Source organism: Acidovorax sp. GW460-11-11-14-LB4 (assembly GCF_059423685.1).
The window spans coordinates 18,742-39,442 of the sequence record NZ_JBWKYJ010000008.1; the positions used below are offsets into that span (position 1 = coordinate 18,742).

At 61.2% G+C, this 20,701-nt stretch carries 27 protein-coding genes and 1 tRNA gene; 3 read left to right on the forward strand and 25 right to left on the reverse strand.

The features are described from left to right. Positions 1-142 precede the first annotated feature (142 nt). The 25 genes from AC07X4_RS05515 to AC07X4_RS05635 all read right to left on the reverse strand — a co-directional run bounded on the left by AC07X4_RS05515 (position 143) and on the right by AC07X4_RS05635 (position 17,188). Positions 143-219: transfer RNA gene (locus tag AC07X4_RS05515), tRNA-Met, on the reverse strand. A 22-nt stretch (positions 220-241) separates the two neighbouring features. Beyond that, positions 242-634: a 50S ribosomal protein L17 gene (rplQ, locus tag AC07X4_RS05520; protein ID WP_008906513.1), complete on the reverse strand. Its 393-nt coding sequence runs from the start codon at positions 632-634 to the stop codon at positions 242-244. Positions 635-788: 154 nt separating this feature from the next. Continuing rightward, positions 789-1,781, reverse strand: coding sequence for a DNA-directed RNA polymerase subunit alpha (locus tag AC07X4_RS05525; RefSeq protein WP_005793666.1), 993 nt, complete (start codon positions 1,779-1,781; stop codon positions 789-791). 113 nt (positions 1,782-1,894) lie between these two features. Next, entirely contained in the window at positions 1,895-2,518 is a 624-nt protein-coding gene (rpsD, locus tag AC07X4_RS05530) for a 30S ribosomal protein S4 (RefSeq protein ID WP_008906515.1), read from the reverse strand. 90 nt (positions 2,519-2,608) lie between these two features. Next, a complete protein-coding gene (gene rpsK / locus AC07X4_RS05535) occupies positions 2,609-3,013 on the reverse strand; it encodes a 30S ribosomal protein S11 (RefSeq protein ID WP_005793662.1) in 405 nt (134 codons plus the stop codon). Between the two features lie 16 nt (positions 3,014-3,029). Further along, a complete protein-coding gene (gene rpsM, locus AC07X4_RS05540) occupies positions 3,030-3,395 on the reverse strand; it encodes a 30S ribosomal protein S13 (protein ID WP_008906516.1) in 366 nt (121 codons plus the stop codon). Positions 3,396-3,418: 23 nt separating this feature from the next. Then, on the reverse strand, positions 3,419-3,532 hold the full coding sequence (rpmJ, locus tag AC07X4_RS05545) for a 50S ribosomal protein L36 (protein ID WP_005793651.1): 114 nt from the start codon (positions 3,530-3,532) through the stop codon (positions 3,419-3,421). Between the two features lie 137 nt (positions 3,533-3,669). Further along, on the reverse strand, positions 3,670-4,989 hold the full coding sequence (gene secY, locus AC07X4_RS05550) for a preprotein translocase subunit SecY (RefSeq protein WP_056065391.1): 1,320 nt from the start codon (positions 4,987-4,989) through the stop codon (positions 3,670-3,672). A gap of 24 nt (positions 4,990-5,013) precedes the next feature. Then, positions 5,014-5,445 (reverse strand): 50S ribosomal protein L15, encoded by a 432-nt coding sequence (rplO, locus tag AC07X4_RS05555; RefSeq protein WP_056065387.1) that lies wholly within the window; start codon positions 5,443-5,445, stop codon positions 5,014-5,016. A 10-nt stretch (positions 5,446-5,455) separates the two neighbouring features. Beyond that, on the reverse strand, positions 5,456-5,638 hold the full coding sequence (gene rpmD, locus AC07X4_RS05560) for a 50S ribosomal protein L30 (RefSeq protein ID WP_005793644.1): 183 nt from the start codon (positions 5,636-5,638) through the stop codon (positions 5,456-5,458). 14 nt (positions 5,639-5,652) lie between these two features. Beyond that, positions 5,653-6,171 carry a 30S ribosomal protein S5 gene (rpsE, locus tag AC07X4_RS05565; protein WP_015016014.1) on the reverse strand — a complete coding sequence of 173 codons (519 nt, stop codon included), beginning with the start codon at positions 6,169-6,171 and terminating at the stop codon, positions 5,653-5,655. Positions 6,172-6,189: 18 nt separating this feature from the next. After that, a complete protein-coding gene (rplR, locus tag AC07X4_RS05570) occupies positions 6,190-6,555 on the reverse strand; it encodes a 50S ribosomal protein L18 (RefSeq protein ID WP_005793639.1) in 366 nt (121 codons plus the stop codon). A gap of 11 nt (positions 6,556-6,566) precedes the next feature. Then, positions 6,567-7,100, reverse strand: coding sequence for a 50S ribosomal protein L6 (gene rplF / locus AC07X4_RS05575; RefSeq protein ID WP_056065384.1), 534 nt, complete (start codon positions 7,098-7,100; stop codon positions 6,567-6,569). A 25-nt stretch (positions 7,101-7,125) separates the two neighbouring features. Continuing rightward, positions 7,126-7,521 (reverse strand): 30S ribosomal protein S8, encoded by a 396-nt coding sequence (gene rpsH, locus AC07X4_RS05580; RefSeq protein WP_005793636.1) that lies wholly within the window; start codon positions 7,519-7,521, stop codon positions 7,126-7,128. A gap of 20 nt (positions 7,522-7,541) precedes the next feature. Next, positions 7,542-7,847, reverse strand: coding sequence for a 30S ribosomal protein S14 (gene rpsN, locus AC07X4_RS05585; protein WP_015016017.1), 306 nt, complete (start codon positions 7,845-7,847; stop codon positions 7,542-7,544). Positions 7,848-7,855: 8 nt separating this feature from the next. After that, a complete protein-coding gene (gene rplE / locus AC07X4_RS05590) occupies positions 7,856-8,395 on the reverse strand; it encodes a 50S ribosomal protein L5 (RefSeq protein WP_005793632.1) in 540 nt (179 codons plus the stop codon). Positions 8,396-8,404: 9 nt separating this feature from the next. Beyond that, positions 8,405-8,725, reverse strand: a complete 321-nt coding sequence (gene rplX / locus AC07X4_RS05595) for a 50S ribosomal protein L24 (protein WP_008906524.1) — start codon at positions 8,723-8,725, stop codon at positions 8,405-8,407. Between the two features lie 9 nt (positions 8,726-8,734). After that, the gene (rplN, locus tag AC07X4_RS05600; RefSeq protein WP_007861702.1) at positions 8,735-9,103 is read right to left on the reverse strand and encodes a 50S ribosomal protein L14; all 369 of its coding nucleotides are present in this window, start codon (positions 9,101-9,103) and stop codon (positions 8,735-8,737) included. Between the two features lie 194 nt (positions 9,104-9,297). After that, positions 9,298-10,890 (reverse strand): glycerol-3-phosphate dehydrogenase/oxidase, encoded by a 1,593-nt coding sequence (locus AC07X4_RS05605; protein WP_494739488.1) that lies wholly within the window; start codon positions 10,888-10,890, stop codon positions 9,298-9,300. A 188-nt stretch (positions 10,891-11,078) separates the two neighbouring features. Then, the gene (locus AC07X4_RS05610; protein WP_056065378.1) at positions 11,079-12,809 is read right to left on the reverse strand and encodes an ABC transporter substrate-binding protein; all 1,731 of its coding nucleotides are present in this window, start codon (positions 12,807-12,809) and stop codon (positions 11,079-11,081) included. A gap of 113 nt (positions 12,810-12,922) precedes the next feature. Beyond that, entirely contained in the window at positions 12,923-13,231 is a 309-nt protein-coding gene (locus tag AC07X4_RS05615; RefSeq protein ID WP_056065375.1) for a DUF2160 domain-containing protein, read from the reverse strand. Between the two features lie 12 nt (positions 13,232-13,243). Next, positions 13,244-14,056 carry a carbohydrate ABC transporter permease gene (locus tag AC07X4_RS05620; RefSeq protein WP_056065372.1) on the reverse strand — a complete coding sequence of 271 codons (813 nt, stop codon included), beginning with the start codon at positions 14,054-14,056 and terminating at the stop codon, positions 13,244-13,246. Further along, positions 14,049-14,945 carry a carbohydrate ABC transporter permease gene (locus AC07X4_RS05625; RefSeq protein WP_056065369.1) on the reverse strand — a complete coding sequence of 299 codons (897 nt, stop codon included), beginning with the start codon at positions 14,943-14,945 and terminating at the stop codon, positions 14,049-14,051. The genes AC07X4_RS05620 and AC07X4_RS05625 overlap by 8 nt, the downstream gene beginning before the upstream one ends. A 58-nt stretch (positions 14,946-15,003) precedes the next feature. Beyond that, positions 15,004-16,095 carry an ABC transporter ATP-binding protein gene (locus AC07X4_RS05630; protein WP_494739489.1) on the reverse strand — a complete coding sequence of 364 codons (1,092 nt, stop codon included), beginning with the start codon at positions 16,093-16,095 and terminating at the stop codon, positions 15,004-15,006. A 1-nt stretch (position 16,096) separates the two neighbouring features. Continuing rightward, a complete protein-coding gene (locus AC07X4_RS05635) occupies positions 16,097-17,188 on the reverse strand; it encodes an ABC transporter ATP-binding protein (RefSeq protein ID WP_494739490.1) in 1,092 nt (363 codons plus the stop codon). 235 nt (positions 17,189-17,423) lie between these two features. On the opposite strand from AC07X4_RS05635, the gene AC07X4_RS05640 reads away from it, so the two are divergent. The 3 genes from AC07X4_RS05640 to proC all read left to right on the forward strand — a co-directional run bounded on the left by AC07X4_RS05640 (position 17,424) and on the right by proC (position 20,698). Further along, positions 17,424-18,188, forward strand: coding sequence for a DeoR/GlpR family DNA-binding transcription regulator (locus AC07X4_RS05640; RefSeq protein WP_015016027.1), 765 nt, complete (start codon positions 17,424-17,426; stop codon positions 18,186-18,188). Positions 18,189-18,209: 21 nt separating this feature from the next. Then, entirely contained in the window at positions 18,210-19,703 is a 1,494-nt protein-coding gene (glpK, locus tag AC07X4_RS05645) for a glycerol kinase GlpK (RefSeq protein WP_494739491.1), read from the forward strand. Between the two features lie 158 nt (positions 19,704-19,861). Further along, positions 19,862-20,698 (forward strand): pyrroline-5-carboxylate reductase, encoded by an 837-nt coding sequence (gene proC / locus AC07X4_RS05650; RefSeq protein ID WP_494739492.1) that lies wholly within the window; start codon positions 19,862-19,864, stop codon positions 20,696-20,698. Positions 20,699-20,701: the final 3 nt, after the last annotated feature.

Here is a 20,701-nt window from a genome sequence, read left to right on the forward strand (position 1 = left end):
TGGCGCTCTGCGCAGGAGGAACAAGTTGTCATCAACACGCCAACTCGCGCCCTCATGGAGGAGCACAAGCAACGAGTGAGAGCACAAACAAAAACGCCCACTGTGGAGTGGGCGTTTTGTTTTAGCAATGCTTGCTATGTTTTGGTTGCGCGAGAAGGATTTGAACCTCCGACCTTTGGGTTATGAGCCCAACGAGCTACCAGACTGCTCCATCGCGCGGTAAGAAATAAATTATACCCTATTATTCAGCTGCTGCCGAATTATTTTCGGTTTCTGCGGCACGATCGACCAATTCGACCAGGGCCATAGGCGCATTGTCACCCACGCGGAAGCCCATCTTCAGAATGCGGGTGTAACCGCCAGGACGCACCTTGAAACGCGGGCCCAGGTCGTTGAACAGCTTGGTCACGCTATCACGGTCACGCAGACGGTTGAATGCCAGGCGGCGGTTGGCGACAGAATCTTCCTTGGCCAAGGTGATCATGGGCTCGATCACGCGGCGCAGTTCCTTGGCCTTGGGGACGGTGGTCTTGATGACTTCGTGCTCGATGAGCGAGTTCATCATGTTCTGCAGCATCGCGAGGCGGTGCGAGCTGGTGCGGTTGAGTTTGCGAAGGCCGTGTCCGTGGCGCATGGTGCTTTCTTTCTACTGTCTATGTAATTAAATCAGGCAGCCGTATCAGGTACTGTCCGAGGCACTGTTCCCTTGAGGGAACGAAAAGTCCCCCTTGCGGGGGACATCAAACCGGGCGCCCAAAATTTGGGCAGCCTTCGATTATAGCTTTGGCTTAACGCTTGTCCAGACCTGCTGGCGGCCAGTTCTCAAGCTTCATGCCCAAGGTGAGGCCACGCGATGCCAGCACTTCCTTGATTTCGTTGAGCGACTTGCGGCCGAGGTTAGGCGTCTTGAGCAGCTCGTTCTCGGTGCGCTGAATCAGATCACCGATGTAGTAGATGTTCTCCGCCTTCAGGCAGTTGGCTGAACGCACGGTCAGTTCCAGCTCGTCCACAGGACGCAGCAGGATCGGATCGAACGTCGCATTGCCACGTGGGCCTGCGGGTGCGTCGAACGCAGCCAGCTCGCCGCCTTCCAGCTGCGCGAATACCGCCAGCTGTTCCACCAGGATCTTGGCAGATGCCCGCACGGCATCTTCGGCAGTGATCGCGCCGTTGGTCTCGATCTCGACCACCAGCTTGTCCAAGTCGGTACGCTGCTCCACACGGGCGCTTTCCACGGTGTAGCTCACACGCTTCACGGGGGAGAACGACGCGTCCAGCACGATGCGGCCAATCGACTTGGTCGACTCGTCGGCATAGCGGCGCAGATTGCCGGGCACATAGCCGCGACCCTTCTCTACCTTGATCTGCATGTCCAGCTTCCCGCCGGCAGACAGGTTGGCGATCACGTGATCAGGGTTGACGATTTCCACGTCGTGAGGGGTCTGGATGTCACGGGCAGTGACCACACCTTCGCCATCTTTACGCAGGCTCAACGTCACTTCATCACGGTTATGGAGCTTGAACACCACACCCTTGAGGTTCAGCAGGATATTGACGACATCCTCTTGAACACCGTCAATAGACGAATACTCGTGCAGAACGCCTGCAATGGTGACTTCCGTCGCTGCGTAACCCACCATGGACGAGAGCAGGACGCGCCGAATGGCGTTGCCCAGCGTGTGGCCGTACCCACGCTCGAACGGCTCCAGTGCGACCTTGGCACGGTTGTGGCCAAGCTGCTCGACATTGATCGCCTTGGGTTTCAGCAAATTGGTTTGCATTCAGACTTCCTCTCAATACCCCCAGCTCGTTACACCGGTAAGGCTGGTGAAGCGCCTAAACCGCGATGCCTCGCGGTTCAGGGACGGTTTTCTTGAATTACGTACTCGACCGATTAGCGCGAGTACAACTCAACGATCAGCGATTCGTTGATGTCGGCGCCAAACTCATCACGGTCTGGCACCTTCTTGAAGATGCCTTCTGCCTTCTCGGCATTCACTTCCACCCATGCGGGCATGCCCACTTGAGCTGCCAGTTGCAGGGCTTCCACCACGCGATTTTGCTTCTTGGACTTTTCACGCACAGCCACCACGTCACCCGTCTTCACGAGGTACGAAGCAATGTTCACGGACTTGCCGTTCACGGTGATCGCCTTGTGCGACACCAGCTGACGCGCTTCAGCGCGAGTGGAGCCGAAACCCATGCGGTACACGACGTTGTCGAGACGAGATTCCAACAGGAACAGCAGATTGGCGCCAGTGTTGCCCTTCTTGCCTTCGGCGGCTTCGAAGTAACGGCGGAATTGCTTTTCCAGCACACCGTACATGCGCTTGACCTTCTGCTTTTCACGCAGTTGCAGACCGTAGTCAGAGGTGCGGGCACCCGAGGTGCGGCCGTGCTGACCAGGCTTGGAGTCGAACTTGGACTTGTCAGCGATCGAGCGGCGTGCGCTCTTCAGGAACAGGTCAGTGCCTTCACGGCGGGAGAGTTTGGCCTTGGGGCCGAGGTAACGTGCCACTTGAGCTTCCTTTGTGTCATCTACCGCAAACCATTGCGGGAGCCGCCTGAGGCGCTTGCGCGTTCACAGGCGGCGGTGGGCTTAGAGAGATTAGATACGACGGCGCTTTTGAGGGCGGCAGCCGTTGTGTGGCACCGGGGTCACATCGGAAATCGATGTGATACGAATGCCCAGTGCGCCCAATGCGCGCACCGAAGACTCACGACCAGGGCCTGGGCCCTTGATTTCAACGTCAAGGTTCTTGATACCTTGATCGATGGCAGCGCGACCGGCCACTTCCGAAGCCACCTGGGCTGCGAATGGAGTGGACTTGCGCGAACCCTTGAAACCTTGGCCACCGGACGAAGCCCACGACAGAGCGTTGCCCTGACGGTCGGTGATCGTGATGATGGTGTTGTTGAACGAGGCGTGCACGTGTGCAATGCCGTCCGAAACATTCTTACGGACCTTCTTGCGAACGCGCTGAGCTGCGTTATTGGCAGGAGACTTAGCCATGATGATCTTTCAATCTTTATTTCTTCAGTGCAGCTGCACCCTTGCGCGGACCCTTGCGAGTGCGAGCATTGGTACGGGTGCGCTGACCACGCATTGGCAGACCGCGGCGATGGCGGAAGCCACGATAGCAGCCGATGTCCATCAAACGCTTGATGTTCATCGTGGTTTCGCGGCGCAGGTCACCTTCAATGGTGAACTGCTCGATTTGCTCGCGAATTTTTTCCAGATCGCCGTCCGTCAGATCCTTGATCTTCTTGGAGTAAGCGATACCAGTTGCTTCGCAGATCTTGCGAGCGCGGGTGCGACCAATGCCAAAAATGGCGGTCAAACCGATTTCCGCGTGCTTGTGCGGCGGAATGTTAATGCCAGCGATACGTGCCATATGCGTCCTCTAATACTTTCCAATCAACCTTGGCGCTGCTTGTGACGCAGATCCGTGCAGATCACGCGCACCACACCCTTGCGGCGGATGATCTTGCAGTTGCGGCAGATTTTTTTGACCGAAGCCGAAACTCTCATTGCATTCTCCTAAAACTTTTCCATCCGTCCCGGCTGCTTCGCACGGAACACAATTTGTGCCCGCGAAAAATCGTGGGGCGCCAACTCAACCGATATCCAACTCTTTGCAGGCAGCGCTGGGCGCTGCCCTCGTGATGTCAACCGCCTGCACTGCCTTTGAAGTTCGCCTTCTTGAGCAGCGATTCGTACTGTTGCGACATCATGTAGTTCTGGACCTGGGCCATGAAGTCCATGGTCACCACCACGATGATCAGCAGGGAAGTTCCACCAAAGTAAAACGGTACGTTGTACTTCAGGATCAGAAATTCCGGCAACAGACACACGAAGGTGATGTACACGGCACCGGCCAAGGTCAGGCGAACCAGGATCTTGTCGATGTAACGCGCAGTTTGTTCACCGGGACGAATGCCTGGGATGAACGCGCCGCTCTTCTTCAGGTTATCTGCTGTCTCGCGGCTGTTGAACACCAACGCTGTGTAGAAGAAGCAGAAGAAGATGATCGCAGCGGCATAGAACATCACATAGATCGGCTGACCTGGAGTCAGTGCACCCGAGATGTCCTTGAGCCACCGCATCGATTCACCAGCACTGAACCAGTTCACCACAGTCGCAGGTAGCAAGATGATCGACGACGCGAAGATCGGAGGAATCACACCAGCCATGTTCAGCTTCAAGGGCAAGTGCGACGATTGACCGCCATACACCTTGTTGCCGACTTGTCGCCGTGCATAGTTCACCAGTATCTTGCGCTGACCACGCTCCACAAACACCACGAAGTAAGTCACCAGACCCACCACGATAACGATGAAGATGGCTGCCAAGATGCTCATCGCGCCAGTACGAACCAGCTCCAGAAGACCACCGATCGAACTGGGCAACCCGGCGGCGATACCACCGAAGATCAGGATCGAAATCCCGTTGCCCAGACCACGTTCGGTGATCTGCTCACCCAGCCACATCAGAAACATGGTTCCGGCCGTCAAACTGACCACCGCAGTCAGGCGGAAGCCAAAACCGGGGCTCAGAACCAAGCCAGCAGAGCTTTCGAGAGCCACGGCAATACCCAGAGACTGGAACAGGGCCAGGCCCAGGGTTCCGTAACGGGTGTATTGCGTGATCTTCCTGCGACCAGCTTCGCCTTCCTTCTTCAACTGCTCAAACGCGGGCAGCACATAGGTCATCAGCTGCATGATGATCGATGCCGAGATGTACGGCATGATCCCCAGTGCGAACACTGTGAAACGCGACAGCGCGCCACCCGAAAACATGTTGAACAGGTTCAGGATGCCGCCCTGCTGGCCACTGAACAGCTGCTGAAGTTGGGCTGGATCGATACCAGGCACAGGGATATGAGCCCCGATGCGGTATACGACCAGCGCCAGCAACAGAAAAACCAGACGACGACGCAGGTCGCCGAATTTTCCGGTCTTTGCAATTTGAGCCGCGCTAGTAGCCACAGATGCCTTCCTTCAGTGCCACACTCAGGCGACGCTGCCGCCAGCAGCTTCGATGGCTGCCTTGGCACCAGCCGTAGCACCCACGCCAGACAGCTTGACTGCCTTGCTCAGGGAACCGCTCTTGATGACCTTGACCACCTTGGCCAGCTCGCCCACCAGACCAGCTTGCTTCAGTGCCAGCACATCCACTTCGGCCAGACCCAGTTGGTCCAGCGCCGTCAGCGTAACTTCTGCATTGAACTTGAGCAGGTGCGACTTGAAGCCGCGCTTGGGCAAGCGACGTTGCAGCGGCATTTGACCGCCTTCGAAGCCCACCTTGTGGTAGCCACCAGAGCGGGACTTTTGGCCCTTGTGACCACGGCCAGCGGTCTTGCCCAGGCCGGAGCCGATACCACGGCCTACGCGGCGCTTGGCATGCTTGGCGCCGTCTGCGGGCTTGATGCTATTGAGTTCCATGATCTATCTCTCAGACGATTTTGACCAGGTAGCTGATCTTGTTAATCATGCCGCGAACTTCGGGCGAATCCTTCAGTTCGCTGACGCTGTTCAGCTTGCGCAGACCCAGGCCACGGACGGTGGCGCGGTGCGATTCCTTGGTGCCGATCGGGCTGCGCACCAGTTGAATCTTGACGGTTTGTTGCGTTGTCATATTCAGGCTCCGGTTCAGGCGAAGATGTCTTCGACTGTCTTGCCGCGCTTGGCTGCAACGTTCGACGGAGTCGTCGAATTGACGAGCGCGTCAAAGGTAGCACGGACCATGTTGTAGGGGTTGGACGAACCATGGCTCTTGGCCACGATATCGGTCACACCCAGTACTTCAAAGACTGCGCGCATAGGACCGCCAGCGATGATACCGGTACCCTTGGGTGCGGGAGCCATCATCACCACTGCCGCGCCATGGTGGCCGGTCACGTTGTGATAGATGGTGCCGTTCTTCAGGGACACCTTGACCATGTTGCGGCGGGCTTCTTCCATCGCCTTTTGCACAGCAGCAGGCACTTCCTTGGACTTGCCCTTACCCATGCCCACGCGGCCGTCACCATCGCCAACCACAGTCAGTGCGGCGAAACCGAGAATACGGCCACCCTTCACGACTTTGGTCACGCGGTTGACCGCGATCATTTTTTCGCGCAGACCGTCGTCACGACCTTCGTCTTGCACTTTGGGTTGAAATTTAGCCATTTTTTTATTCCGCTCCGCTTAGAACTGCAGGCCGGCTTCACGGGCTGCGTCGGCCAAAGCCTTGACGCGACCGTGGTAAGCAAAGCCTGCGCGATCAAATGCAACCTTCTCGACACCTGCAGCTTTCGCCTTTTCAGCGATCCGCTTGCCGATGATCTGGGCTGCAGCGGCATTGCCACCCTTGCCCGAACCGCCGAGCGACTTGCGCACGTCGGCTTCTGCCGTCGAAGCGCTTGCCAGCACCTTGCTGCCGTCGCCGGAGATCACACTGGCGTAGATATGGAGGTTCGTACGGTTCACGGTCAGACGCGCCACGCCTTGCTGTGCAATGCGGATGCGGGTCTGGCGCGAACGACGAAGACGCTGCTCTTTCTTGGTCAACATGTTGCAGCTCCTTATTTCTTCTTGGTCTCTTTGATCGTGATCTTTTCGTCCGCGTAGCGGATGCCCTTGCCCTTGTAGGGCTCGGGTGGACGAACAGCACGGATCTCAGCGGCGATCTGACCGACGCGTTGACGATCAGCACCCTTGATCACCACTTCAGTGGGGGTAGGGGTGGCAACCGTGATACCAGCGGGCATCTCGATGTTGACCGGGTGCGAATAGCCGACGGCCAAGTTCAGCTTGGAACCGGCTGCAGCAGCCTTGTAACCCACGCCTACCAAGCTCAGCTTCTTTTCGAAACCCTTGCTGACGCCGACCACCATGTTGTTGACCAACTGGCGAATCGTGCCGCTCATGGCATTGGCTTCGCGGGAATCATTAGCAGGCTCAAAGCTGAGCTTGCCTTCATTGCTGGACACCTTCACCAACGCGTTTTGCGCCAGCGACAGGGTGCCGCCAGAACCCTTCACGGAGATCTGGTCACTCTTCACGGACACATCCACACCTGCGGGGATGGTCACGGGCATTTTTCCTACTCGGGACATTTCAGTTTCTCCTCAATGCCGCGGGTTAGGCCACGTAGCAGAGCACTTCGCCACCGACACCGGTAGCGCGCGCCTTGCGATCGGTCATCACGCCCTTGGGCGTTGTGACAATTGCCACACCCAGACCGTTCATGACTTGTGGAATGGAATCACGGCCTTTGTAGACACGCAGACCAGGGCGGCTGACGCGCTCGATGCGCTCAATCACTGGACGGCCTGCGTAATACTTCAGGGCAATTTCGAGTTCGGACTTGCCAGCTTCGGTCTTTACCTGGAAGCCGTCGATATAACCTTCGTCCTTCAGCACCTGGGCGATGGCGATCTTCACTTTGGAAGATGGCACCAGAACCGTGGCCTTGGAGACCATCTGTGCATTACGGATGCGGGTCAGCAAGTCAGCGATGGGATCACTCATGCTCATGTTTAATCTCTCCTGCCTGCTTACCAGCTGGCCTTGGTGACACCTGGGATGTCGCCATTGAAAGCCAGTTCGCGGATCTTGGCGCGAGCCAGACCGAATTGACGGAAGGTGCCACGTGGACGACCGGTGATTTCGCAACGGTTACGCTGACGTGTGGGGTTTGCGTTGCGCGGGAGCTTTTGCAGGCCCAGGCGGGCTGCATCACGCTCTTCGTCGCTGCGCTTGGCATCGCCAGCGATTGCCTTCAGTTCCGCATACTTGGTTGCGTACTTGGCTGCCAGTTTTTCGCGCTTCAGTTCGCGCTGGATCAAAGCTACTTTAGCCATGCTTCGCCTCAGTTCTTGAACGGGAAACGGAAACCAGCGAGAAGCGCCTTGGCTTCTTCGTCGGACTTGGCCGTCGTGGTGATGCTGATATTGAGACCGCGCAGGGCGTCAACCTTGTCGTACTCAATTTCAGGGAAGATGATCTGCTCTTTGACGCCGATGTTGTAGTTGCCACGGCCGTCGAAGGCGCGACCGGAGATACCACGGAAGTCACGAACGCGGGGCAGCGCCACGGTCACGAAACGATCCAGGAACTCATACATCTGCACGCCACGCAGCGTGACCATGCAACCAATGGCCTGACCTTCGCGGATCTTAAAACCAGCGATAGCCTTCTTGGCCTTGGTCACCACAGGCTTCTGACCAGCAATCTTGGTCAGATCGGCCACAGCGTTGTCCATCACCTTCTTGTCCGAGACTGCTTCGCTCACGCCCATGTTCAGGGTGATCTTGGTCAGACGGGGAACCTGCATCGGCGAGGTGTAACCGAACTGCTTGGTCAGCTCGGGAGCGATCTTGTCGCGGTAAATTTCTTGGAGTCGTGCCATGTTTACCCCTTAGGCCGCCTTGATTTCAGCGCCGCTGGACTTGAACACGCGAACGCGCGTGCCGTCAGCCTGCACCTTGATGCCCACGCGATCAGCCTTGCCAGTAGCGGCATTGAAGATGGCCACGTTGGACTGGTGAATCGGCATGGCCTTTTCGATGATGCCGCCTGTCGTACCCTTCATAGGGTTTGGCTTGGCGTGCTTTTTGACCAGGTTGATACCGTCGATGACGAGGTGAGAGTCATCCTTGCGCAGCGACACAGTGCCACGCTTGCCCTTGTCACGGCCGGTCAGCACGATGACTTCGTCGCCCTTGCGAATCTTGTTCATGGCGCGTCCTTAGAGAACTTCAGGAGCCAGGGACACGATCTTCATGAACTTCTCGGTACGCAGTTCACGCGTCACGGGTCCAAAGATGCGGGTGCCAATGGGCTCCAACTTTGCATTCAGCAACACTGCTGCGTTGCCATCGAATTTGACGAGCGAACCGTCGCCGCGACGAATACCCTTCGCCGTGCGAACCACCACTGCGCTGTAAACCTCGCCTTTTTTGACGCGGCCACGTGGAGCGGCTTCTTTGATGCTCACCTTGATGATGTCGCCAACGCTTGCATAGCGACGCTTCGAGCCACCCAGCACCTTGATGCAAAGGACGGACTTGGCGCCGGTATTGTCGGCAACCTCTAACCGAGATTCTGTCTGGATCATTTCAATATTCCCAACTTGCACCAGAAGACGACAGCCCCAGAGAACTTCTCAAGGGCTGCAAATCAGCCAGTCAGTCTTGGGCCCGTCGTCCGCACCGCAAACCATTTGCAGCACTTCCCGCTGGGCAGAAACTTCACGCATGAAACGCGAAGCCCTCGATTATTGCAAAAGACTTTTAGGAAGTCAAGCGCGTGTTATGTGGGCACATGCAGATACTGTTGCGCCAGGGCCAGAAAGGCCTCCAGTTGCGGATCGGCGCCTAGCTCCTCGCGCAGGAGGCCTGCGACAACCGGCGCCAGCTCAATCGCCTTGCGGGCATCCAGGAACAGCAGACGCGAACGCCGCGCCAGCACATCTTCCACCGTACAGGCGTATTCGTAGCGGGCCGCAAAGCGCACCATTGCCTCCGTCAGGCCGCCCCCGAGATCCGTCTGCGCTCCGGGCATTGCCCGCACCTCAGCCGCTTCCGTGCCGTAGGAGTGCAGTCCTTGGGCATCGCTGATGCGGTGCTGTACGGGCTCCCGAGGAGTTCCCACCAACGGCAGATGATTGGTCACCCCAGCTGGTTTTTCAGGCAACAGCCCCGTGGTGAAGCATTTTTGCAACACATCTTCGGCCATTGCCCGGTAGGTGGTCCATTTTCCACCCGTCACGGTGATCAGGCCACTGCGGCTGGCCAGCACGGTGTGCTCCCGGCTGATCTTCTTGGTGTTGTCGCCGTCGTCGTCCTGCGGCTTGACCAGCGGACGCAAGCCCACCCAGATGCTACGGATGTCCTCGACGCGGGGCGCGCGGGTCAGGTAGCGCGCGGATTCCTCCAGGATGAACCGCACTTCCTCCCGGAAGGGCTCAGGCTCGCGCACCACATCCTGGCGCGGGCTGTCGGTGGTGCCCAGAATGAGTTTGCCCAGCCAAGGCACCGCAAACAGCACGCGGCCATCGGCCGTCTTGGGCACCATCAGCGCGTGGTCGGACGGCAAGAACTCCCGGTCCACCACAATGTGCACCCCCTGGCTGGGCGCCACCATGGGCTTGACAGGCCGACCGATGGCTTCGCCGTCCATCTGGCGCAGGGTGTCCACCCACACGCCCGTGGCGTTGACCACCGACCGAGCGCGCACCGTGAATTGCTGGCCGCTGTCCGCGTCCTCGCAGACAAAACCCACGACCTTGCCAGCCTCGTGAACCAGCGACCGTGCGGGACAGTAATTGACAACCAAAGCGCCCAGGCTGGCGGCCGTGCGCGCCAGCGCCAAGGCCAGGCGAGCGTCATCGAACTGGCCGTCCCAATATTTGACACTGCCCTTGAGCCCCTCGGTACGGGCGGTGGGCAGACATTGCAGGGTGCGAGCGCGCCCCAGAAACTCCGTAGCGCCCAGGCCAGCCTTGCCTGCAAGCGCGTCATACATCATCAGCCCGATACCATAGAAGGGCGTTTCCCAGAAACGGTACGACGGCATCACAAAGGGCAGCGGTTGCGCCAGATGGGGCGCGTTGTGCAGCAGCGTGGTGCGTTCATGCAGCGCCTCGCGCACCAACGCGATGTTGCCCTGGGCCAGGTAACGGACCCCGCCATGCACCAGCTTGGTGGCCCGGGACGAGGTTCCTTTGGCGAAATCGTGTGAATCCACCAGCACGACGCTAAAGCCGCGCGCCGCGGCATCCAGCGCTACCCCCAGGCCCGTCGCGCCACCGCCGATCACGGCGAGGTCATACTGCTGCGGCTGGGCGAGGCGGGCCAGGAGGTCGGCGCGCCGTGTAGGAAGGGGTGCGGTTGCAATGGTCATGGGGTGATTGTCCATGGGCGGAGTAGAAACCAAGGGTTTACCCTTGAATTCCTGACACTCCCGGGGTGAGAACCCGCCCCGCAGCCGCACAGGTGCCGAGGGCGGTATCGAGCAAAAAAGGCAGCCAGAGACCTTGTGAGCCCCGGCTGCCGATCAATGGTGGTTACAACCACACCTTGATCTGTGGATCAGCGCGTCTTGCCGTCCTTCCACGCCTGCAGCAGCTTGTCGTAGGCAATGGTTTCGCCCTTTGGCTTCTCATTGGCCAGCTTCTTCCAGGGGGCCTGCTTGTCGCTCAGCCACTTGTTGGGGTCGCTCTTGGGGTTGAGCTTGGGCGCGCAGTGGGCCATGCCTGCGCGTTCCAGGCGGGCCATCACCTGGTCCATCTCGTCGGCCAGGGTGTCCATGGCGCCCTGGGGAGTCTTCTCGCCCGTGACCGCCTGCGCCACGTTCTTCCACCACAACTGGGCCAGCTTGGGATAATCGGGCACATTGGTGCCGGTAGGCGACCATGCTACGCGCGCCGGGCTGCGATAGAACTCGACCAGGCCACCGAGCTTGGGCGCGGCGTCCGTCATGGCCTTGGACTGGATGTCACTCTCGCGGATCGGGGTCAGGCCCGTCAGCGTTTTCTTGAGCGACGTGGTCTTGGCCGTCACGAACTGGGCGTACAGCCAGGCGGCAGCCGTCTTGTTGGCGTCATGGTCCTTGAAGAAGGTCCAGGAGCCCACGTCCTGGTAGCCGTTCTGCATGCCCTGCTTCCAGTAGGGGCCGTTGGGGCCGGGGGCCATGCGCCACTTGGGCGTGCCGTCAGCATTCACCACGGGCAGGCCGGGCTTGGTCATGTCGGCCGTGAAGGCGGTGTACCAGAAGATCTGCTGCGCGATCTGACCTTGTGCGGGCACGGGGCCGGCTTCGCCGAAGGTCATGCCCGTGGCTTCCTTGGGCGCGTACTTCTTCATCCAGTCCACGTACTTGGTCAGCGCATACACGGCTGCGGGCGAGTTGGTCGCACCGCCACGGGCCACGCTGGCGCCCACGGGAGTGCACTTGTCGTCCGCCACGCGGATGCCCCATTCGTCGATCGGCAGGCCATTGGGCGCGCCGATGTCGGCAGAGCCCGCCATGGACAGCCATGCGTCGGTGAAGCGCCAGCCCAGGGACGGGTCCTTCTTGCCATAGTCCATGTGGCCATAGATGGGCTTGCCATCGATGTTCTTCACGTCGTTGGTGAAGAACTCGGCGATGTCCTCATAGGCGCTCCAGTTGAGCGGCACACCCAGGTCGTAGCCATACTTGGCCTTGAACTTGTCCTTGATGTCCTTGCGGTCGAACAGGTCGGCGCGGAACCAGTACAGGTTGGCGAACTGCTGGTCGGGCAACTGGTACAGCTTGCCGTCTGGTCCGGTCGTGAACTTGGTGCCGATGTAGTCCTTGATGTCGATGCCGGGGTTGGTCCACTCCTTGCCTGCACCGCCCATGTAGTCGGTCAGGTTCATGATCTTGCCGTAGCGGTAGTGCGTTCCGATCAGGTCCGAGTCCGAGATCCAGCCGTCATAGATGGACTTGCCCGACTGCATGGAGGTCTGCAGCTTCTCGACCACGTCGCCCTCCTGGATCAGGTCGTGCTTGACCTTGATACCAGTGATTTCCTCAAACGCCTTGGCGAGCGTCTTGGATTCGTATTCGTGGGTGGTGATGGTCTCGGACACCACCGAGATTTCCTTCACACCCTTGGCCTGCAGCTTCTTGGCCGCGTCCATGAACCACTTCATTTCGGCCATCTGCTGGTCTTTGCTCAGCGTGGAGGGCTGGAACTCGGTGTCGATCCATTTTTTGGCCTCCGCCTCGCCCGCCATGGCGGCCTGACCCGTCATGACCGCCACTGCCAGTGCCAGCGCTGTGTACCGCGTCTTCATAGTGCCTGTCTCCTCATAGTCATCTCCCCTTTGGATGCAAGGGTCACGCAGCTCCGGGGAAGGGTTGAGCTGCGCGACGGGAACCATTGAAATCAAGGCTGCCTGCAAACACCTCACCCCTTGCGCAGGATGAGCAGCAGCAGCGCCATCGACAACACAAAGCTGATCCAGATCGACGGGTCACCCTGCAGGCTGAACCACTGGGCCAGCTTGCCGCTGACGCCGACAAAGATCAGATTCACGTAGGCCGCCGACAACAGCCCAATGAACAGCCGATCACCGCGCGTTGTCTCCAGCGGCAAAAAACCCTTGCGCATCGTCGTGGGCGACTTGATCTCCCACACTGTCATACCGATCAGCATCAGCACGATGCAAATGAAGAACACCGCCACGGGCAGCGTCCAGGCCATCCAATCAAACATGTCGCTGCCTCCTCAAACCCGCCCCATCGCAAAGCCTTTTGCGATGTAGTGGCGAACAAACCAGATCACGATCGCACCCGGCACGATGGTCAGCACGCCAGCGGCGGCCAGCGTCGCCCAGTCCATGCCCGAGGCGCTCACGGTGCGCGTCATGGTGGCCACGATGGGCTTGGCATTCACGCTGGTCAGCGTCCGCGCCAGCAGCAGCTCGACCCAGCTGAACATGAAGCAGAAGAACGCGGCCACGCCCACACCAGCCTTGATGAGCGGCAGGAAAATGGTCATGAAAAAGCGCGGAAAGCTGTAGCCATCGATATAGGCCGTCTCATCGATCTCGCGCGGAATACCGCTCATGAAGCCTTCCAGAATCCACACCGCCAGCGGTACGTTGAACAGCAGGTGCGCCAGTGCCACGGCAATGTGCGTGTCCATCAGCCCCACGGTGGTGTAGAGCTGAAAGAACGGCAGCAGGAACACGGCGGGCGGCGTCATGCGGTTGGTCAGCAGCCAGAAAAACACATGCTTGTCGCCCAGGAACTGATAGCGGCTGAAGGCATAGGCGGCGGGCAGCGCCACGGTGAGCGAGATCACCGTGTTGATGCCCACATAGATCAGGCTGTTGATGTAGCCCGAATACCAGGACTCGTCCGTGAAGATGGTCTTGTAGTTGGCCCAGGTGAAGTGCTGTGGAAAGAACGTGAAGGTCGAAAGAATCTCCTCGTTCGTCTTGAAGCTCATGTTGACCATCCAGTAGATGGGCAACAGCGCGAACAGCAGGTAGACAACAAGGAAGATCGACCGCTTCTGGAAGCGCTTTTCATTCATGGCCGGCTCCTTCGTTGCTGGCGGTACCCACGCGCTGCATCCAGTTGTAGAGGATGAAGCACAGCAGCAGGATGATGAAGAAATAGATCAGCGAAAACGCTGCGGCAGGGCCCAGGTCGAACTGGCCCACGGCCTTGGTCGTCAAGTACTGGCTCAAGAAGGTGGTGGCATTGCCCGGTCCGCCGCCGGTCAGCACGAACGGCTCGGTGTAGATCATGAAGCTGTCCATGAAGCGCAGCAGCACCGCAATCATCAGCACGCCACGCATCTTGGGCAGCTGGATGTAGCGGAACACCGCGAACTTGCTGGCGCCATCGATGCGTGCCGCCTGGTAGTACGCGTCGGGGATGGAGCGCAACCCGGCAAAGGCCAGCAGCGCGACCAGCGGCGTCCAGTGCCACACATCCATCAGCAGCACCGTGAGCCAGGCCTGCGTGGCGTTGCCGGTGTAGCTGTATTCGATGCCCACCTCTTGCAGCAGCCTGCCCATGAGGCCGATATCGGCACGGCCATAGATCTGCCAGATGGTGCCCACCACGTTCCAGGGGATCAGCAACGACAGCGCCACCACCACCAGTACGGCGGACGACTTCCAGCCCTGCGCAGGCATGGACAGTGCCAGCAGGATGCCCAGCGGAATCTCCACCGCCAGCACGGCCAGCGAGAAGGTGAGCTGGCGCAGCAGCGCGGCGTGCAGTTCCTCGTCGCGCATCACCTGTACGAACCATTCCGTGCCCACAAAGACGCGGCGCTCGGGGCTGATGATGTCTTGCACCGAGTAGTTCACCACCGTCATCAGCGGCAGGATGGCCGAGAAGGCCACACACAAAATCACGGGCAGGATCAGGAACCAGGCCTTCTGGTTCACGGGTTTGGTCGTGGTACTCATTGGAAACCTCCGTGCTGCGCACTGCGGTGCTGAGCGCCTTCGGGCGGCCGGGCGGCGCTCATGGGGCGACCTCCGCAGTCAGCAACTGCTCGTTCTGGTAGAAGCAGGTGTGGGTTCCCAGCACCTGCAGCCATGCCGTGTCACCGGCCGATGGCAGCCGCGTCTCGGGCGTAAAGCGCGCCTTGACGGTGTGCTCGCCCACCTTGGCGGTCAGCATCTGGTAGGTGCCGATGTCCTGCACTTGCACCACGTTGCAAGGCAATGCGCCCGGCTGCTGCGGTTGGGCCAGCGCCAGGTATTCGGGCCGGATGCCGACCTGCACGGCACCATTCGGCAGCGCACGGCCCACGGGGCTGGCCAGGCGGTGCCCGGCCACAGTGAGGCTGTCGCCCTCGCTGTGCGCAGGCAAGAAGTTCATGCCCGGCGAGCCAATGAAGTGCCCCACAAAAGTGTGCGCGGGCCGCTCGAACAAGGCGTCGGCTGAGCCCACCTGCACGGCCTTGCCGCGCGTCATCACCACCACCTGGTCGGCAAAGGTCAGCGCCTCCACCTGGTCGTGGGTCACATAGATCAGCGTGAGCTTGAGTTCGTGGTGGATCTGCTTGAGCTTGCGGCGCAGCTGCCACTTGAGGTGCGGGTCGATCACCGTGAGCGGTTCGTCGAACAGCACGGCCGCCACATCGGCGCGCACCAGTCCACGGCCCAGCGAGATCTTCTGCTTGGCGTCGGCCGCGAGGCCTGCCGCGCGCTGGTTGAGCTGACCGCTCATTTCCAGCATCTCGGCGATCACGCCCACACGCTGCTTGATCTGGTCCTCGGGCACCTTGCGGTTGCGCAGCGGGAAGGCCAGGTTCTCGGCCACCGTCATGGTGTCGTAGATCACCGGGAACTGGAACACCTGGGCAATGTTGCGTTCTTGCGGGCTGGCGCGCGTCACGTCACGCCCGTCAAACAGCACCTTGCCGTGCGACGGTACGAGCAGGCCCGACATGATGTTGAGCATGGTGGTCTTGCCACAGCCCGAGGGGCCGAGCAGCGCATAGGCACCACCGTCCTCGAACTCCATCTTCAAAGGCAGCAGCGCGTAGTCGCCGTCCTGCTGCGGGTTGGGCTTGTACGAATGCGCCAAGTCCAGGCTGATGCGGGCCATGTCAGCGCCCTCCTTGTGCAGTAGCGGGCCTTGCGGGCGCCCAAGCCAGTCGGCCATCAGCACCAAACACATAGACCTGGGCAGGGTCCAGGTGCAGCGTGATGGGCGTGCCCAGTTCAAAGTAATGCACACCGGTCAACTGCGCCACCAGGTCACCCCAGGGCGTGGCCGCGTGCACAAAGGTGTCAGAGCCCGAAATTTCGGCCAGCTCGACCACTCCGCCCACGCTGATGTCACCCGGGCGGGCCACCACGCGCAGCGCACTGGCGCGCACGCCTGCGGTGAGCCCTGCGGCCGTGGCCACCCCTTGCGGCAGATGCACCGCCAGCTCCACCCCACCCTGCAGACGCACCCCGGAAGGGGCCGCCGAGGCAGCAATGAGGTTCATGGGCGGGTCGCTGAAAGCGCGCGCCACACGCAGCGAATTGGGGGAATGGAACACCTCGGCGGTGGGGCCGTACTGCAGCAACTGACCTTCGTCGAGCACTGCGGTGTAGCCGCCCAGCAGCAGGGCCTCGCCCGGCTCGGTGGTGGCATAGACCACGGTGGACTGGCCGGCAGCAAACAGCTGGGTCAGCTCCTCGCGCAGTTCTTCGCGCAGCTTGTAGTCCAGGTTCACCAGCGGCTCGTCCAGCAGCATCAGCGGCGCACCCTTGGCCAGCGCACGCGCCAGCGCCACACGCTGCTGCTGCCCGCCGGAGAGTTCGGCCGGGTAACGATCCAGAAACATGTCGATGTGCAGGCGGCTCGCAATCTCACGCACCCTGGCGTCGACGTTCTTTTCGCCGCGCAGCTTCAGGGGCGACGCAATGTTGGCCGCCACCTTCATCGAGGGGTAGTTGATGAACTGCTGGTACACCATGGCCACATTGCGGTCGCGCACGGGCATGCCAGTCACATCCACACCATCGACCTTGACGGTGCCCGACGTGGGCGTATCCAGCCCGGCCATGATGCGCATCAGGCTGGTCTTGCCCGCCTGGGTCGCCCCCAGCAATACCGTCACGGCATTGGGCTGCAGCGACAGGTTCATGTCGTACAGCCAGGTCTGCGCCCCGACTTTTTTGCTGATGCTGTCCAACGCCAGCTGCATGAAGCATCCTCTTCCGGCCCTGAGGCCTGTGTGAAAGGGCTGCACACACGCACGGCAGCCCTCAAATTTCGATATTTTTCATTTTTGTTCCTTTTTGTTCGAATCGAATCAAGGTTTACCCTTAATCAATTCGTTTTTGTTCGATTTACAGTCTTTAGCGTGCCACCGGACACCAAAGCGAATGTTTCAGATTCGTTACGATTCGGTGACATAACACTGCGCACAACACCCCACCGTGAACACCAATCCCCGCCAACTCCAACTCCTCGAAGAAGTGCGCGCGCGCAAGTCCGCCACGGTGGAACAACTTGCCGACACCCTGGGGGTCACGCTGCAGACGGTGCGCCGCGATGTGCAGCGCCTGGCGGAGTCCGGACTGCTCACGCGCTTTCATGGCGGCGTGCGCGTGCCCAGCTCCACGGTGGAGAACCTGGCGCACACCCAGCGCGAAAACCTGCATGCCGAAGGCAAAGCGCGCATTGCGCGCGCCGTGGCCGAACAGGTGCCCAACGACTGCTCGCTGATCCTGAACATCGGCACCACCACCGAGGCCATTGCCAAGGCGCTGCTGCACCACCGAGGCCTGCGCGTGATCACCAACAACCTCAACGTGGCCGCGATCCTGAGCGGCAACCCCGAGTGCGAGGTCATCGTGGCCGGCGGCGTGGTGCGCGCCCGTGACCGGGGCATCGTGGGCGAAGCGGCGGTGGACTTCATCCGCCAGTTCAAGGTGGACATTGCGCTCATCGGCATTTCAGGCATCGAGCCGGACGGGTCGCTGCGCGACTTCGACTACCGCGAGGTGAAGGTGGCGCAAACCATCATCGAGCACGCGCGCGAGGTCTGGCTGGCGGCCGACTTCAGCAAGTTCAACCGCCCGGCCATGGTGCAACTGGCCACGCTGGCACAGATCGACCGACTGTTCACCGACGCACCGCCGCCACAACCTTTCCCGGCCCTTCTGCAAGATGCTGAAGTCATCTGCACGGTGGCCGCGTAGCTTCCCCTATCCTTTGCCCCCATGACCTACCTGCTCGCCCTCGACCAAGGCACCTCCAGCTCCCGCAGCATCGTTTTTGACGAAGGCGGCCACATCGTGGCGCAGGCGCAGCTGGAGCTGCCGCAGATCTACCCCCAGCCTGGCTGGGTGGAGCACGACCCGCTGGAGATCTGGCGCACCCAGCTCGCCACCGCGCGCGATGCGCTGGCCAAGGCGGGCATTGCGGCCCGCGACATCCGTGCCGTCGGCATCACCAACCAGCGCGAAACCACGGTGCTCTGGAACCGCAAAACCGGCCAGCCCGTGCACCACGCCATCGTGTGGCAGGACCGGCGTGCCGAGCCCGCCTGCGCCCAGCTGCGAAGCCAAGGCCACGCCGCCACCATCCAGGCCAAGACCGGCCTGCTGGTGGATGCGTACTTCTCGGGCACCAAGCTGCAGTGGATGCTGGACCACGTGCCCGGCGTGCGCGACGCGGCCGAGCGCGGCGAACTGGCCTTTGGCACGGTGGACAGCTGGCTGATGTGGAAGCTCACCCACGGCAAGGTGCATGTGACGGACGTGAGCAACGCTTCGCGCACCATGCTGTTCAATGTGCACACCAACCAGTGGGACGACGAACTGCTGGCGCTGCTGCGCATCCCCAAGGCACTGATGCCCGAGGTGTTGCCGTCCAGCGCCCACTTTGGCGACACGGCGGCCGACCTGCTGGGCCACGCCATCCGCATCGGCGGCGTGGCGGGCGACCAGCAAAGCGCGTTGTTCGGCCAGGCCTGCTTCACGGCGGGCATGGCCAAGAACACCTACGGCACCGGCTGCTTCATGCTCATGCACACGGGCAGCACGTTCCAGACCTCGCAGAACGGCCTGCTCACCACCAGCGCGGCCCAGGCATCGACCCAGCCTGAATTCGCCATGGAAGGCAGCGTGTTTGTGGGCGGCGCCGTGGTGCAGTGGCTACGCGACGGCCTGCGCGCCATCTCCACCAGCGGCGAGGTCGAGTCGCTGGCCCAAAGCGTGCCCGATTCGGGCGGCGTGATGATGGTGCCCGCCTTCACCGGCCTGGGCGCCCCGTACTGGAAGCCCGACGCACGCGGCACCATCACCGGCCTCACACGTGGCACCACACTGGGCCACATTGCGCGCGCGGCGCTCGAAAGCATCGCCTACCAAAGCGCTGCCCTGCTGCTGGCCATGAGCCGCGACGCCGTGGCCGCTGGCGGCGCCCCGGTGAGCGAGCTGCGTGTGGACGGTGGTGCCTGCATCAACGACTTGCTGATGCAGTTCCAGGCCGACCTGCTCGGTATCCCGGTGGTGCGGCCTGCGGTCATCGAGACCACCGCTTTGGGCGCGGCCTACCTGGCAGGGCTGTCGAGCGGCGTGTACCGCAGCACGGATGAACTCTCGCAACTGTGGCGCGCCGACCGCCGCTTTGTGCCCACACTCAGCAGCGCGCGTGCGCAGGAGCTGATGGCGAACTGGGAGCATGCGGTGCGCCAAACTACGGCAGCCTGAGGTCCCCGCGGCGCTGGGGTGACAAGGTCTCTGCCGTCCCAGTAGCCCGTCTTTCCTCCCATGAGTCCTGCCGCTGTCGCCGCTGCAGACATGGACTGACGGCCCGGCGGCGCTACCATCGTGGCCCTTCCTTGTTTGCCACCTTGCCTGCACGCACCATGAGCCAGACCACTGCCTCCCCAAACCTCCCCACCATCGCCTTCATCGGCGGCGGCAACATGGCCAGCGCCATCATCGGCGGGCTGATCCGCCAGGGCCACCCGGCCAGCCAGATCGAGGTGGTGGAGCCCTACGCCCCCACGCGCGAGGCGCTGCTCAAGAACTTCGGCCTCACGGCACAGCCCGAGGCAGGCCCCGCACTGCAGCGCGCCAGCATCGTGGTCTGGGCGGTCAAGCCACAGACCTTCAAGGACGCCGCCGCGCAGGCCAAGGCGCACACCCAGCAGGCCCTGCACCTGAGCGTGGCGGCGGGCATTCGCTCGGACAGCATCGCCCAGTGGCTCTCCACCGAGCGCATCGTGCGCACCATGCCCAACACGCCTGCGCTGGTGGGCAAGGGCATGAGCGCGATCTACGCGCGCCCCGCCGTGACCAGCGCCGAACGCCAGAGCGTGGAAGCCATCATGGCGTCTACCGGTGAATTCCTGTGGGTGGAGAGCGAGAGCCAGCTCGACGCCGTCACCGCTCTGTCGGGCTCGGGCCCGGCCTATGTGTTTTATTTCCTCGAAGCCATGACACGCGCCGGCGTGGGCATGGGCCTGACCGAAGCGCAGGCGCACCAGCTGGCCGTGGGCACGTTTGTGGGCGCGTCCGAGCTGGCCCGCCGTTCCGACGAATCCCCCGCCGTACTGCGCGAACGCGTCACCTCCAAGGGCGGCACCACCTACGCGGCCCTGCAGTCGATGGAAGTCAGCGGCGTGTCGCAGGCGTTCGAGGCCGCCATGCGCGCGGCCGAAAAACGTGCCAACGAATTGGGCAACGAGTTTGGATCTTGATGT